We start from the raw sequence: 13042 nt of genomic DNA, 5'->3' as shown, positions 1-13042 counted from the left end.
GGCAGACACCCTGGCATGCTGTGCGCCCCCGAAAACAGGCGCCCGGCCGGACAGGGAACCGGTTCTCCCTTTTTGGATGGGGACAGATGACAGCGGAAGCCAGGCCTGCGGAGCCTCCCCTGACGGAGCGCCAGGAGGCACGCCGCCGCAGCATTCTGCAGGCCGGTGCCCAGCTCGCGGGGCGGGGCGGTTTCGAGGCGGTGCAGATGCGTGAGGTGGCGGACGCCGCCGGGGTCGCCCTGGGCACGCTGTACCGCTACTTCCCGTCCAAGGTCCATCTGCTGGTGGCCCTCATGCAGGACCAGCTCCAGCATCTCCACATCACGCTCCGCAGGCAGCCGCCCGCCGGGGACGACGCCGCCGAGCGCGTCGCCCGGACGCTGATGCTGGCCTTCCGGGCGCTCCAGCGCGAGCCGCATCTGGCGGACGCCATGGTACGGGCGCTGACCTTCGCCGACCGTGGGGTGAGCCCCGAGGTGGACGCCGTGTCCCGGCTGACGACGACGATCGTGCTGGACGCGATGGGGGTGGAGAACCCCACGCGGGAACAGCTGTCCGTGGTCCGGGTCGTCGTGCACACCTGGCACTCGACGCTGATCGCCTGGCTGTCGGGGCGTGAGTCCATCGCCCAGGTGAGACGGGACATCGAGACGGTGTGCGGACTCATCGACCTGCCGGCGGACACCGGCTGAGACGTGCCCGGCCGGGCCGCGCCGAAGTAGGCCCGTGGCGTCCGTAAGCGTCCGTACGCGATGGGTGCCACGGCGTTCGTCGTAGCGCAGCAGCGGGCGCGGCTTCGGCGTAGGCGGCGGCGAGTTCGCGGGCGCCGTCCGATGCCGCTCGCGGCCCCGGTGACCAGGGCGGTGCGCCCGGCGAGGGCGGGGAGGTCGTGCCGGCGGGTCCGGGAAGTCTCCGTGGGCGTCACCGTAAGGACGCCGCCGCCCGCATCACAGGGGCCGGTGCACTACCCCGGTGCGGCCGCATGGTGGCGGAGCACTTGATGCGTGACGCGTGCCCGCCGGGCCGGTGCGTGATCGCCGACTCCGGCTGTCAGGCCGGGTCCTCGTAGTCGCCCCTGATCTTCGCGGGCAGCCGGCAGCCGTCCTCGACGGCGGTGAGGGACACGGTCCGCCCGGTGTCCGCCACTGCGTAGTACCGGGCGTACAGCTTCCAGCCCCGCTTGGCGAGCGTGCGGTAGGTGACGTCGTGCTCGGCGTGGCTGGAGACGATCTCCCAGTCGTGCTGTCGCAGCCGCATCACCGTCGCCTCGAAGGCTCCGGCTGAGTCCGCCGCCGGCGCGTAGCCCGTCCAGGGCGCGACGCACGTGTGCCATTCGCCCTTCGGCAGCCCTCCCGTGGAGGTGTCGCCGGGCGGGAGGCCTCCGGCCTCGGCGAAGCCGGCTATCTCGTCGGAGACCGTCCGCGCGGTGAACTGCGGGGTGGGTTCCGGGGAGGGAACCGGGGCGCTCCCGCTGTCGGCCAGGACGCCGCAGCCCGTCGTCACCGTCATGAATCCGGCCGCCACGGCGGCGACGGCCACCGTCCTTCGTCTGCGCACTGGTGCTTCCCACCCGGTCGTCCCACCCCACGGGCACACGCCCATGAGACCCTCCGCCGGAGTTTCGCACGGGCTCTGACCTGCTGGGAAGGGTCGCGTTCCGGACGGTGCGGCTGTCCGCCCCGAAGAGTTCGGGAGCTCCCCGGTAGAGTGGGCTGGTCTTCATCATGCCCGTACCAGGGGGAGCCGGTGCGAATCCGGCGCCGACCCGACCCCTACGCGCTCGGCCGGCTCGAGCAGGGGAAACCCCATTCGAGAGGCCCAGCCCGCCATGTCCGTCCGCCGCCGCGCTGCAGCGCTCGCGTTCACCGCCGTGCTCTGTGGAGCGGCCGCCCCTGCGGCGGTCGCCGCGCCGAGCCCGTCCCCGTCCACGCCCGATCTTCCGGCGGGGCTGTACGGCACCAAGGACCCGACGTACGACGGGGTGTGGCGCCAGTCGCTGTCCTTCCTCGCCCAGAAGATCGAGCTGGTCACGCCCGCCACGCAGTCGGTGGACTGGCTCGTCGGCCAGCAGTGCGACAGCGGGGCCTTCGCCTCGTACCGCGACGCCTCCAAGCCCTGCGACACCAAGACGGTCGCGGACACCAACGCGACGGCCGCCGCGGTCCAGGCCATGGTCGAGCTGTCCGCGCACCCTGAGGTCGTGGACAACGGGGTCGCCTGGCTGAAGTCCGTACAGAACGAGGACGGCGGCTGGGGCTACAACCCGGGCAGCCCGAGCGACGCCAACTCCACCGGTGTCGTGGCCGGGGCGCTGGCGCGGGCCGGCGTGCCCGTCGCCGACGTCACCACGGCGGGCGGGAAGACTCCGTACACGGCGCTGCAGACCTTCGCGCTGCCCTGCGGGGGCGAGGACGGCGGGGCGTTCGCCTATCAGCCGGGCAAGAAGGGCGAGCTCACCGCCAACGCGGACGCCACGGCGGCCGCGGTCCTCGGCGCGATGGGCAAGGGCATGGCCTCGGGGAACTACAACGCGGCCAAGGCCCCCGTCTGTACCAAGGGGACCGGCCTCACCCCCGAGCAGTCCGCGCAGAACGGCGCCTCCTACCTGGCGGAGACGCTCGCCGGGTCGGGGCATCTGGACCTGCCGCCGATGCCGGGCGCCGAGGACTCGGAGCCGCAGCCGGACTTCGGCAACACGGCGGACGCGGTCGTGGCGCTCGCGGCGGCCGGCCACAAGGACAAGGCGGCCGGAGCGGTCGGGTATCTGGAGAAGCACGCGCAGAGCTGGGCGAAGGAGGGCGGCCCCGCCGCCACCGCCCAGCTGGTGCTCGCCGCCCACGCGACCGGCACCGACGCCCGTGACTTCGGCGGCGTCGACCTCGTCGGGCAGCTGAACGCGACGGGCCCGGCGCCCGCCGCCACCGCCGTGCCCTCACCGACCACGACGGCGCCCGAGAAGCCCGCGGACACGAGCAGCGACGACGAGGGCCTCGGCATCTGGTGGATCATCGGCATCGGTCTCGCCTTCGGCGCCGGAATCGGCTTCCTGCTCAGCGGACGCCGGAAGAACCAGCAGCTGTGAGAGCCTGTCGGGCCACGGCGGCGGTGCTCCTCCTCGTCGGCGCCGTCCTGGCCGTGCTGGGCGCGGGGAGTGCGCAGGCCGCCGGTTACCGCTACTGGTCGTTCTGGGAGGGTGACGGCGGGAAGAACTGGACGTACGCCACCCAAGGGCCCTCCCTGGTCCGGCCGGACGACGGCGCGGTGCAGGGTTTCCGCTTCTCGGTGAGCGCGGATTCCCAAAACTCGGCGCAGCCGCGCCGCGCGCCGGGCTTCGGGGCGGTCTGCGCGGACACCCCGGCGAAGGACGGCCTCAAGCGCGTCGCGCTGGTCATCGACCCGGGTACGGCCGCGGACGCGCCGGACGGCGAGAAGCCGCCCGCGCCGCGTACCGCCTGCGCGCGGGTCGCGCCGGACGCGACCACGGCGGAGGCCCTCGCCTCGGTGGCGAAGCCGCTGCGTTACGACAGCGCCGCGATGCTCTGCGCGATCTCGGGCTATCCGCGGTCGGGCTGCGGTGAGCAGGTAGGCGGGGACACCGGTGGAGCGGATTCCAGCGATCCGGCCACGGCGTCCGCCGCCGACGGTGGCCCGGACGGCGGCGACGGTGGCCCGGACGGCGGTGACGGTGGCCCGGACGGCGGCGGCCCGTCGGTCGGTGTGCTCACCGGCGTCGGCGCGGTGCTCGTCCTGGGTGTCGCCGCCGTGCTGCAGGCCCGCCGCCGCCGATGACCCGCTCCACCGGCCCTGCCCGGCTCCACCCTGCCCTGCGCGCCCCCGGCGCCACCCGGAGCAACGCTCTGCCGGCCGGGGCCTGGTGGCTGTGGGCACTCGGTCTTGCGACCGCCGCGTCCCGTACGACCAACCCTTTGCTGCTGGGACTGCTGGTGGGCGTGGCGGGCTATGTGGTGGCGGCGCGCCGTACGGACGCCCCGTGGGCCCGTTCGTACGGGGCGTTCATCAAGCTCGGGCTGTTCGTCGTCGCCGTGCGGCTGGTGTTCTCCGTCGTCCTCGGCTCCTCGGTCCCCGGTTCGCACACCCTGCTCACGATGCCGGGGGTGCCGTTGCCCGACTGGGCGCAGGGGATCAGGATCGGCGGCCGGATCACGGCGGAGCAGTTGGTGTTCGCGCTGTACGAGGGCGCGAAGCTGGCCACGCTGCTGATCTGCGTCGGTGCGGCGAACTCGCTGGCCAACCCGGCCCGGCTGCTGAAGTCGCTGCCCGGCGCCCTGTACGAGGTGGGGGTCGCCGTCGTCGTCGCGATGACGTTCGCGCCGAACATGGTCGCCGATGTGGCGCGGCTGCGGACGGCCCGCAGGCTGCGCGGCCGTCCGACCGGCGGGGTCAGGGCGGTGCTCCAGATCGGGCTGCCGGTGCTGGAGGGCGCTCTGGAGCGTTCGGTGGCCGTGGCGGCGTCGATGGACGCGCGGGGGTACGGGCGCACCGCGCGGGTTCCACCCGCCGTCCGCCGCACCACCCATGTGCTGACGCTCGGCGGGCTGCTGGGCGTGTGCGCGGGGACGTACGGGCTGCTGGCCGCGCAGGGCGCCGTGCACGGGCTGCCGTTGCTGCTGGCCGGGCTGGTCGCGGCGATGGCCGGGCTCAGGCTCGGCGGGCGCCGCTCGGTGCGTACCCGCTACCGGCCCGACCTGTGGGGCGTACGCGCCTGGCTCGTCGCGGCCTCGGGCGCGGCCGTCGCGGCGGCCATGATCTGGGCGGGCGCCGCGGCCCCGGAAGCCCTCAGCCCGGGCGTCGTCCCGCTCACCGCCCCCGTACTGCCTCTGTGGCCCGCCGCCGCTGTACTGATCGGGCTGCTGCCCTCCGTGGTGGCACCGCTGCCCGCTTCCCTCTCGGACTCCAAGGAGCGCCCATGATCCGGTTCGAGAACGTCTCGGTACGTTACGAGGGTGCCGAGCGCCCCACCCTGTCCGGGGCCGACCTCACGATCCCCGAAGGCGAACTGGTGCTGGTCGTCGGACCGTCCGGCGTCGGCAAGTCGACTCTGCTGGGTGCCGTGTCCGGTCTTGTGCCGCACTTCACCGGCGGGGTGCTGACCGGCCGGGTCACGGTCGGCGGCCGTGACACCCGCACCCACAAGCCGCGTGAACTCGCCGATCTGGTCGGCACGGTGGGCCAGGATCCGCTCGCCCACTTCGTGACGGACACCGTAGAGGACGAGCTGGCGTACGGCATGGAGTCGCTGGGCCTCGCCCCGGACGTGATGCGACGCCGCGTCGAGGAGACGCTCGACCTGCTGGGGCTCGCCGAGCTGCGTGACCGGCCGATCGCCACGCTCTCCGGAGGCCAGCGGCAGCGGGTCGCGATCGGCTCCGTCCTCACCCCGCACCCCAGGGTCCTGGTCCTCGACGAGCCGACGTCCGCCCTGGACCCGGCCGCCGCCGAGGACGTCCTTGCGGTTCTTCAGCGGCTGGTGCACGACCTGGGCACGACGGTGCTGATGGCCGAGCACCGGCTGGAGCGTGTGGTGCAGTACGCGGACCAGGTCCTCCTGCTGCCCACGCCGGGCGCCGCCCCGGTGATGGGCGCGCCCGCCGACATCATGGCGATCTCTCCCGTCCGGCCGCCGGTGGTGGCCCTGGGCAGGCTCGTGGGCTGGGACCCGCTGCCGCTGTCGGTGCGCGACGCCCGGCGCCGTGCGGTGGGCCTGCGGGAGCGCCTCGCCGATGTGGAGCCGCCGGCGCGTGCGGCCCCGGCGGACACCGCGGTCGCCCCGCTCCCCGCTCCGGCCGCCGCCCGCTCCGGTCTCCTGAGCCGGCTGTTCGGCCGCCGCCCCGACGCCGCCCCCGCGGAACCCCCGGTCCTGGACCCCGTCACCCGGATCGAGCGGCTCGGGGTGCGGCACGGCAGGGTCCAGGCGCTGCGCGGGGTGACGCTGTCCGTGGCACCGGGCGAGACCGTGGCACTGATGGGCCGCAACGGCGCGGGGAAGTCGACGCTGCTGACGTCCCTCGTCGGGATGACCGAGCCGACCACGGGATCCGTCCTCGTCGGCGGCCTGCACCCGTCCCGTACACCGCCGCGCGAGATGGTGCGCCGGGTCGGGCTCGTACCGCAGGAGCCGCGCGACCTGCTGTACGCGGACACGGTCGCCGCCGAGTGCGCGGCGGCCGACTCCGACGCGGGGGCGCCCGAGGGCAGTTGCCGGGCGCTGGTCTCCGAGCTGCTGCCCGGGGTGCCGGACGACGTCCACCCCCGTGATCTCTCGGAGGGCCAGCGGCTCGCGCTGGCGCTCGCCCTGGTGCTCACCGCCCGTCCCCCGCTCCTCCTCCTGGACGAGCCGACGCGCGGCCTGGACTACGCGGCGAAGGGGCGGCTCGTCGGCGTACTGCGCCGGCTGGCCGCCGAGGGCCACGCCATCATCCTGGCCACGCACGATGTGGAGCTGGCGGCGGAGCTGGCCGACCGGGTGGTGATCCTGGCCGACGGTGAGGCCGTCGCCGACGGCCCGACCCGCCAGGTCGTGGTCTCCTCACCCGCCTTCGCCCCGCAGACCGCGAAGATCCTGGCTCCGCGTGAGTGGCTGACGGTGTCGCAGGTACGCAGGGCTCTGGAGGCTCTCGGATGACGGCCGGGTCCACCCGCCCGGTCCGGCTCGGTCCGCACGCCGTCGCCGCGCTCGTCCTGATCAGCGCGGTCGGTCTTGTCGCCTTCGGCTGGCCGCTGCTGGCGGGGGCGGGCTCAGGTCTCGCTCACGCGCAGGACGCGCCGTGGCTGTTCGCCGTCCTGCTGGTGCTGCTCGTCGGGGTGGTCCTCGCGACGATCGCGGACTCCGGTCTGGACGCGAAGGCCGTCGCGATGCTGGGCGTCCTCGCGGCGGTCGGTGCGGCGCTGCGTCCGCTGGGCGCGGGGACGGCCGGCCTGGAGCCGATGTTCTTCCTGATGGTGCTGAGCGGCCGGGTCCTGGGGCCGGGCTTCGGATTCGTGCTCGGCTCGGTCACGATGTTCGCCTCGGCGCTGCTCACGGGCGGGGTCGGGCCGTGGATGCCGTTCCAGATGCTGTCGATGGGATGGTTCACCATGGGCGCGGGCCTGCTGCCGGGCCCGGACCGGCTACGCGGCCGGGGCGAGCTGCTGATGCTGGCGGGGTACGGCTTCGTGGCGGCGTTCGCGTACGGCACGGTGATGAATCTGTACGGCTGGACGCTCGTGCCGGGGCTCGGCTCGGGAGTCTCCTTCGTCGCGGGCGACCCGCTCCACGAGAACCTGGTCCGCTTCTTCGCCTACTGCACCGCCACCTCGCTCGGCTGGGACCTGGGCCGCGCCGTCCTCACCGTCGCCCTGACCGTGGCCGTCGGCCCGACGCTGCTGAGAGCGCTGCGCCGGGCGACCCGCCGCGCCGCGTTCGACGCGCGGGCCGACTTCGAGGGCCTCCCTGGCTGATCAGTCGGCCAGTGCGTGCTGCGCGGCGAGCCTGACGGGGGCGTTGCGGGCGCCGTAGCCGTCGTAGCCGCCGACGCGCTCCACGAGTTCGAAGAAGACGCGGCCGGTCGTCACGGTGTAGCAGTGCCGGAACTCTCCCTTCTCGTCGCGGTCGTGGAGGATGCCGAGCTCGCGGTAGGTCTCCAGCTCGCCCGGGGCGAACTCGTAGTGCGCGGCCAGGTCGTCGTAGTAGTTGGCGGGAACGGGCAGCAGCCGGGCACCGGCCGCACGGGCCTGGCGGACCGTGGTGACGAGGTCGTCGGTGACCAGGGCCACGTGCTGCGGGCCTCCTCCACCCCGGGCCGGGTCCTGGGTGGGGGACGCCCCGATACCGAGGGCGATGCGCACGGTGCCGTCCTCGTTGCTCGCGGCGCGGCTGCGGAGCAGTCCGTACGGGTCGGCGAGGTCGACGCTCGCGTGCGGGCGCAGACCGAGTACGCCGCGGTGGAAGAGGGTCGCCTCGTCGAATTGGTGCCAGGGCTGGGTCAGTGCGACATGGTCGACGCGGGTGATCCCGATGGGGGCGGGGGTGTGCGGGGCGGGTGCGAAGTCATGGGTCCAGCCGCTGTCGCCGGTGCGGTCGGTGACGCAGAAGAAGAACTCGGTGCCGTCGGGCGCGGCCACCGCGTCCAGCGGGGCGTCACCGGGGGCGCGGCGCCGTGGCAGGACCGGGGCGAGCAGCGACTCGGCGCGTTCGGAGGCTTCCGCCGGGTCGGGGCTCTCCAGGCCCACCGCGGTGAGCGCGGGCTCCGGCGGGTGGCTGCCGGTGTCGGTGTTGAGCAGGATGCGTGCCTCGCCCTGTTCCCAGAGGTCCACCGGCTTTCCGGAGTGCCTGGCCGTACGGGAGAAACCCAGCGCGGTCAGCAGCGGCGCGATCCTGGCGGTGTCGGCCGTGGCGATCTCGACGAAGGCGAACCCGGTGGGAACGACCGGTGCCGGAGGTGCCGTCAGCCCCGCCGACTCCTGGAGCAGCGTCAGCGAGCGCAGGGCGTCCACCGCGGTGCGGCCCGCGTCCGCCTGACGGAAGACGTCGTTGAACACCTCCAGGGAGAGGGGCCCGTCGTAGCCGGCGCGGACCGCGGCCCTCACGAGTCCGGTGACGTCGAGGTCGCCCTGGCCCGGGAAGCAGCGGTGGTGGCGGCTCCACTGCAGGACGTCGAGGGACATCTGCGGGGCGTCGGCGAGTTGCAGGAAGAAGATCTTCTCCCCCGGGATGGCCTCGATCCCCGCGACGTCGGAGCCCCGGGCCAGGATGTGGAAGCTGTCCAGACAGACCCCGAGGGCGGGGTGGTCCGCCGCCTCGACGATGCGCCAGGCGTGTTCGTACGTGCTGACATGACGGCCCCACGCCAGCGCCTCGTACGCGACGCGGATCCCGTACTCCTGCGCGAGGCCGGCCAGCCGGCGCAGCTGCCCGGCGGCGAGGGCGTCGTCGTCGACGGCGTACGGGGACACGCTGGAGCAGACCAGGACGGTGTCGGCGCCGAGCCTGCGCGTCAGCCGGAACTTGTGCTCGGCGCGCCGCAGATTCCGGGCGAACTCGTCGGCGGGAACGGCCTCGATGTCGCGCATCGGCTGGAAGAGGTCGATCGTCAGACCCAGGTCGGCCGCCCGTTCCCGGATCTCCTCGGGGCTCAGCGGGCTCCCGGTCAGGTCGTTCTCGAAGATCTCGACACCGTCGAAGCCGGCGCGCGCCGCCGCGGTGAGCTTCTCGGTGAGCGTGCCGCTGAGCGAGACGGTGGCGATGGACGTACGCATGTCGGTCCTCCTGCGGGCTTCGGCAAGTCGGTGGGGCGGTGCTTCGGTGGGGCTCTCAGGGCGCGGAGGTCAGATCGGCGATGTCGGCGAGCATGCGGGCGGTGTCGGGCTCGCGGCCGGTGAAGAGCCGGAAGGAGTCGGCGGCCTGATAGGCGGCCATGCCTCCGCCGTCGAGGGTGGGGCAGCCGAGGGCGCGGGCGGTGCGGACGAGCGTGGTGTCCAGCGGCCGGTAGACGACCTCGGCGACCCACAGCCCGGGGTGCAGCAGGTCCGCGGGGAGCGGGAGCCCGGGGTGGGCGGCCATGCCGATGGGCGTGGCGTTGACCAGGCCGTCGGCTCCCGCCGTCCGCGCCGCGATGTCCAGGAGGTCGGCCGCCGCCGCCCGACCGGGGCCGAAGTGGTGGTTCAGTGAGGCGGCAAGTGCCTCGGCCCGGTCGGGCAGCGCGTCCAGCACGGTGAGCCGGCCCGCGCCCAGGGCGAGAAGGGCGTGGGCGACGGCGGCTCCGGCACCGCCGGCCCCCAGCTGCACCACTCGCTCCAGCGGGGCTTCGGGCAGACCGCGCGCGAAGGAGGCGGCGAAGCCGGTCGCGTCGGTGTTGTGGCCGACGGCGAGGTCGCCGTCGAAGACCACGGTGTTGACCGCACCGAGCGCCTCGGCCTGCGGCGAGAGCGCGTCGAGGTGGGCGAGGACCTGCTGCTTGCAGGGGTGGGTGACGTTGAGGCCGTCGTATCCCATGTCACGTGCGGAGCGGACGAGTTCACCGGTCTTCTCCGGCGGGACACCGAGCGTGCCGATGTCGATGAGGCGGTAGAGGTAGCGCAGGCCCTGCCGGTCCGCTTCGCGTTCGTGGAGCGCCGGGCTGAGCGAGGGGCCGATACCCGAGCCGATGAGGCCGACGAGATAGGAGTCCGGGCTCACCGGCTGACCTCCAGGAGCAGGGCGAGGTGGGTGAGCGCCAGGGCGTAACCGTGGGCGCCCGCCCCGCAGATGACGGTGTCGGCGACGGCCGAGACGTAACTGTGGTGGCGGAAGGCCTCCCGCCGGTGGATGTTGGAGAGGTGGACCTCCACGACGGGCAGCTCCACGGCGGCGAGCGCGTCGCGCACAGCGACCGAGGTGTGGCTGTATCCGGCGGGGTTGATCACGATGCCCCGGTGCGCGGTGCGGGCTTCGTGGATGGCGTCGATGAGCACCCCCTCATGGTTGCTCTGCCGGCAGTCGGCGCGCAGCCCGAGTGGAGCCGCGGTGCTCCGGCAGAGCTCGTCGATGCCGGCCAGGGTGTCCTTCCCGTACACCTCCGGCTCGCGCAGGCCCAGCAGGTTGAGATTGGGCCCGTTCAGCACGAGGACGGGTACGCCGGGGGGCGGGGCCGGTGTGTTCGGCATCGTTCACTTCCCGTGGAGTGCGGCCGTGGAGTGCGGCCGTGGAGTGCGGCCGTGGAGTGCGGCGACTAATGTACGGACTGGTTAGTTAGTCATACCGAAAGATGTCCGTCCAGGGAAGACCCCGGGCCGGATCGGCCGCCCCGGGCACCGGATCTAGAATCGCGGGCACGCACCTGCCTGCCGCGAAGGATCCGGATGACCAGCACCGAAGGCCCAGCCCAGCCCGCCGTGCGGACCCGCGACGCGGCGCGCACCAAGGACGAGATCCTCACCGTGGCGACACGGGAGTTCGCCCGCATCGGGTACGCGGGTGCCCGGGTCGACGAGATCGCCGCCCGCACCCGCACCACGAAGCGGATGATCTATTACTACTTCGGGGGCAAGGAGCAGCTGTTCACCGCGGTCCTGGAGCACGCGTACACCAGGATCCGGGAGGCCGAGCAGCTGCTGGACGTCGAACATCTCGACCCCGTGGCGGCGGTGCGCCGGCTGGCCGAGGTCACCTTCGACCACCACGAGGACCACCCGGACTTCATCCGCCTGGTCAGCATCGAGAACATCCACGAGGCCGAACACATCGCCGCATCCGCCGAGTTGAGCCGTATCGGTTCCCCGGCGATCGAGGTCCTGCGGCGCATTCTCGACACGGGACGCGCGTCGGGGCTGTTCACGGCGGATGTCGACGCCGTGGATCTGCACGCGATGATCAGCTCGTTCTGCTTCTTCCGCATCGCGAACAGACACACCTTCGGCGCGCTCTTCGGCCGCGACCTGGTGGACACCGGCCGGCGCGAGCACTACCGGGCCATGCTGGGCGACATGATCATCGCGTATCTCACCGCCGACCGGGCGGAGTAGGGCCGGGCGTCGCGGGCCGGAGGCCTCGCGGACCGGGGCCGATTCTGCGCGAACCCTTGACAGGGACGCCAACTGCTCGCAGCATCCGTAGCCATCCGCAACTAACTACCTAGTGCGTTAATTAGCCTGGGTCCGCTCGTTCCTCCCCCCACGGAACGTCCCCGAAGGAGCCCGACGTGACCGCTCACGCCCCTGCCCCCGCTCCCCCACCCCAGGCCCAGCCCCGTAAGGCCGCGCTCGCCGCCTGGATCGGCAGCGCGCTGGAGTACTACGACTTCTTCATCTACGGCAGCGCGGCGGCGCTGATCTTCCCCAAGGTCTTCTTCGACGCGTCCGACCCGGCCAACGCGACCCTGCTGTCACTGGCCACCTTCGGTGTCGCCTACGCGGCCCGTCCGGTCGGCGCGCTCTTCCTCGGGCACTTCGGGGACCGGGTCGGCCGCAAGAAGATCATGGTCTTCACGCTGATACTGATGGGGCTCTCGACGTTCCTCATCGGCTGTCTGCCCACCCGGGACCAGATCGGCGGGGCCGCACCCGTGCTGCTCGTCCTCCTGCGGATCCTGCAGGGGATATCCGCGGCGGGCGAGCAGGCCAGTGCCAACTCGATGAGCCTGGAACACGCGCCGCAGCACCGGCGCGGCTACTTCACCAGCTTCACCATCAACGGGACACAGGCCGGTCAGCTGATCGCGACCCTGGCCTTCATCCCGGTCGCCGCCCTGCCCGAGGAGCAGCTCCTGTCCTGGGGCTGGCGCGTCCCGTTCTGGCTGAGCGTCGCCGTCGCGGTCACCGGATACGTCATCCGGCGCACCCTGGAGGAGACCCCGGTCTTCACCAAGCAGGCGGCGACCGAGGGCGTGGCGAAGATGCCGCTGGCCGTCCTGCTGCGCGACCACTGGGCCGATGTGCTGCGGGTCGTCGCGGCCGCCGTGATCGCCACGGTCAGCACGATCTTCACCGTCTGGGCGCTGTCGTACGCGACCAGCGACGCCGTCGGTATGAGCCGCACCGGCATGCTGTGGGTGGGCGCGCTGGCCAATGTGGTCGCCCTGTTCACCATCCCGCTGTGGGCACGGCTCTCCGACCGCGTCGGACGCCGTCCCGTCTTCCTCGTCGGAGCCGTGGGCAGCGCGGTGACGATGCCCCTGTACCTGTGGGCGATCTCCACCGGCAGCTACCCACTGGTCCTGATCCTCGGGGTGCTGGTCTTCGGCGTCGTCTACAGCGCGGCCAACGGCATCTGGCCCGCCTTCTACGCCGAGATGTTCCCCACCCGGGTCAGGCTCTCCGGCATGGCGATCGGCACCCAGACCGGCTTCGCCATCGCGGGCTTCGCCGTGGCCTTCGCCTCGCAGATCGCCGGCCCCGACGGCGACAACTGGGCCGGAGTCGCGGTCTTCGCCGCCGCGCTCTGTCTGCCGCCGGTCGTCGCGGCGCTCTCCGCGCGCGAGACCGCTCATGTGGAGACTGAGCAGCTCGGGGAGCGGAACGGCGAGGCGGCGACGGAGGCCGGGGCGTCGGTCAAGGCCTGAGCCCCGGC

12 protein-coding genes are annotated in these 13042 nt (G+C 73.0%); 8 read left to right on the top strand and 4 right to left on the bottom strand.

The window, feature by feature from the left end; translation table 11 throughout:
* Positions 1-86: 86 nt before the first annotated feature.
* Positions 87-692, top strand: coding sequence for a TetR family transcriptional regulator (locus ACIREO_RS14310; protein ID WP_404108896.1), 606 nt, complete (start codon positions 87-89; stop codon positions 690-692).
* Between the two features lie 358 nt (positions 693-1050).
* Here ACIREO_RS14310 and ACIREO_RS14305 read toward each other — a convergent pair whose 3' ends face one another.
* Positions 1051-1557, bottom strand: coding sequence for a hypothetical protein (locus ACIREO_RS14305; RefSeq protein WP_404108894.1), 507 nt, complete (start codon positions 1555-1557; stop codon positions 1051-1053).
* 271 nt (positions 1558-1828) lie between these two features.
* Here ACIREO_RS14305 and ACIREO_RS14300 point away from each other — a divergent pair, with 271 nt between their 5' ends.
* The 5 genes from ACIREO_RS14300 to ACIREO_RS14280 are packed head-to-tail and all read left to right on the top strand — an operon-like array spanning position 1829 to position 7458.
* Positions 1829-3082, top strand: coding sequence for a prenyltransferase/squalene oxidase repeat-containing protein (locus tag ACIREO_RS14300; RefSeq protein WP_404108891.1), 1254 nt, complete (start codon positions 1829-1831; stop codon positions 3080-3082).
* Positions 3079-3789, top strand: coding sequence for an SCO2322 family protein (locus tag ACIREO_RS14295; RefSeq protein ID WP_404108889.1), 711 nt, complete (start codon positions 3079-3081; stop codon positions 3787-3789). Before ACIREO_RS14300 ends, ACIREO_RS14295 begins: the two co-directional genes overlap by 4 nt.
* The gene (locus tag ACIREO_RS14290) at positions 3786-4931 is read left to right on the top strand and encodes an energy-coupling factor transporter transmembrane protein EcfT (RefSeq protein ID WP_404108887.1); all 1146 of its coding nucleotides are present in this window, start codon (positions 3786-3788) and stop codon (positions 4929-4931) included. Before ACIREO_RS14295 ends, ACIREO_RS14290 begins: the two co-directional genes overlap by 4 nt.
* The gene (locus tag ACIREO_RS14285) at positions 4928-6643 is read left to right on the top strand and encodes an ABC transporter ATP-binding protein (RefSeq protein WP_404108884.1); all 1716 of its coding nucleotides are present in this window, start codon (positions 4928-4930) and stop codon (positions 6641-6643) included. Before ACIREO_RS14290 ends, ACIREO_RS14285 begins: the two co-directional genes overlap by 4 nt.
* The gene (locus tag ACIREO_RS14280; RefSeq protein WP_404108881.1) at positions 6640-7458 is read left to right on the top strand and encodes an ECF transporter S component; all 819 of its coding nucleotides are present in this window, start codon (positions 6640-6642) and stop codon (positions 7456-7458) included. The genes ACIREO_RS14285 and ACIREO_RS14280 overlap by 4 nt, the downstream gene beginning before the upstream one ends.
* Here the strand turns inward: ACIREO_RS14280 and ACIREO_RS14275 are convergent, their stop codons facing one another.
* Genes ACIREO_RS14275 through aroQ form a run of 3 tightly spaced genes read right to left on the bottom strand, consistent with a single transcriptional unit; the run spans position 7459 to position 10641 of the window.
* A complete protein-coding gene (locus ACIREO_RS14275) occupies positions 7459-9255 on the bottom strand; it encodes a bifunctional sugar phosphate isomerase/epimerase/4-hydroxyphenylpyruvate dioxygenase family protein (RefSeq protein ID WP_404108878.1) in 1797 nt (598 codons plus the stop codon). It abuts the gene before it with no gap.
* Positions 9256-9310: 55 nt separating this feature from the next.
* Positions 9311-10174: a shikimate dehydrogenase gene (locus tag ACIREO_RS14270; RefSeq protein ID WP_404108876.1), complete on the bottom strand. Its 864-nt coding sequence runs from the start codon at positions 10172-10174 to the stop codon at positions 9311-9313.
* The gene (aroQ, locus tag ACIREO_RS14265; RefSeq protein ID WP_404108874.1) at positions 10171-10641 is read right to left on the bottom strand and encodes a type II 3-dehydroquinate dehydratase; all 471 of its coding nucleotides are present in this window, start codon (positions 10639-10641) and stop codon (positions 10171-10173) included. The genes ACIREO_RS14270 and aroQ overlap by 4 nt, the downstream gene beginning before the upstream one ends.
* 195 nt (positions 10642-10836) lie before the next feature.
* Between aroQ and ACIREO_RS14260 the strand changes: the two genes are divergently transcribed.
* Together ACIREO_RS14260 and ACIREO_RS14255 are read left to right on the top strand one after the other, a co-directional pair.
* Positions 10837-11499 carry a TetR family transcriptional regulator gene (locus tag ACIREO_RS14260; RefSeq protein WP_404108871.1) on the top strand — a complete coding sequence of 221 codons (663 nt, stop codon included), beginning with the start codon at positions 10837-10839 and terminating at the stop codon, positions 11497-11499.
* A gap of 176 nt (positions 11500-11675) precedes the next feature.
* Complete coding sequence (locus ACIREO_RS14255) at positions 11676-13034, top strand: MFS transporter (protein ID WP_404108868.1); 1359 nt, start codon at positions 11676-11678, stop codon at positions 13032-13034.
* Positions 13035-13042: the final 8 nt, after the last annotated feature.

The sequence above is a fragment of the Streptomyces sp. NPDC102441 genome (genome assembly GCF_044765585.1).
Taxonomy (GTDB): domain Bacteria; phylum Actinomycetota; class Actinomycetes; order Streptomycetales; family Streptomycetaceae; genus Streptomyces.
The sequence above is the reverse complement of the archived record's forward strand: the minus strand, read 5'-3'. Positions and strand labels throughout refer to the sequence as shown.

Bases quoted from the DNA above. Each gene is read 5' to 3' on its own strand.
- ACIREO_RS14285 (WP_404108884.1), top strand. From the start codon at position 4,928: ATGATCCGGTTCGAGAACGTCTCGGTACGTTACGAGGGTGCCGAGCGC.
- ACIREO_RS14310 (WP_404108896.1), top strand. From the start codon at position 87: ATGACAGCGGAAGCCAGGCCTGCGGAGCCTCCCCTGACGGAGCGCCAG.
- ACIREO_RS14260 (WP_404108871.1), top strand. From the start codon at position 10,837: ATGACCAGCACCGAAGGCCCAGCCCAGCCCGCCGTGCGGACCCGCGAC.
- ACIREO_RS14275 (WP_404108878.1), bottom strand. From the start codon at position 9,255: ATGCGTACGTCCATCGCCACCGTCTCGCTCAGCGGCACGCTCACCGAG.
- ACIREO_RS14300 (WP_404108891.1), top strand. From the start codon at position 1,829: ATGTCCGTCCGCCGCCGCGCTGCAGCGCTCGCGTTCACCGCCGTGCTC.
- ACIREO_RS14290 (WP_404108887.1), top strand. From the start codon at position 3,786: ATGACCCGCTCCACCGGCCCTGCCCGGCTCCACCCTGCCCTGCGCGCC.
- ACIREO_RS14280 (WP_404108881.1), top strand. From the start codon at position 6,640: ATGACGGCCGGGTCCACCCGCCCGGTCCGGCTCGGTCCGCACGCCGTC.
- aroQ (WP_404108874.1), bottom strand. From the start codon at position 10,641: ATGCCGAACACACCGGCCCCGCCCCCCGGCGTACCCGTCCTCGTGCTG.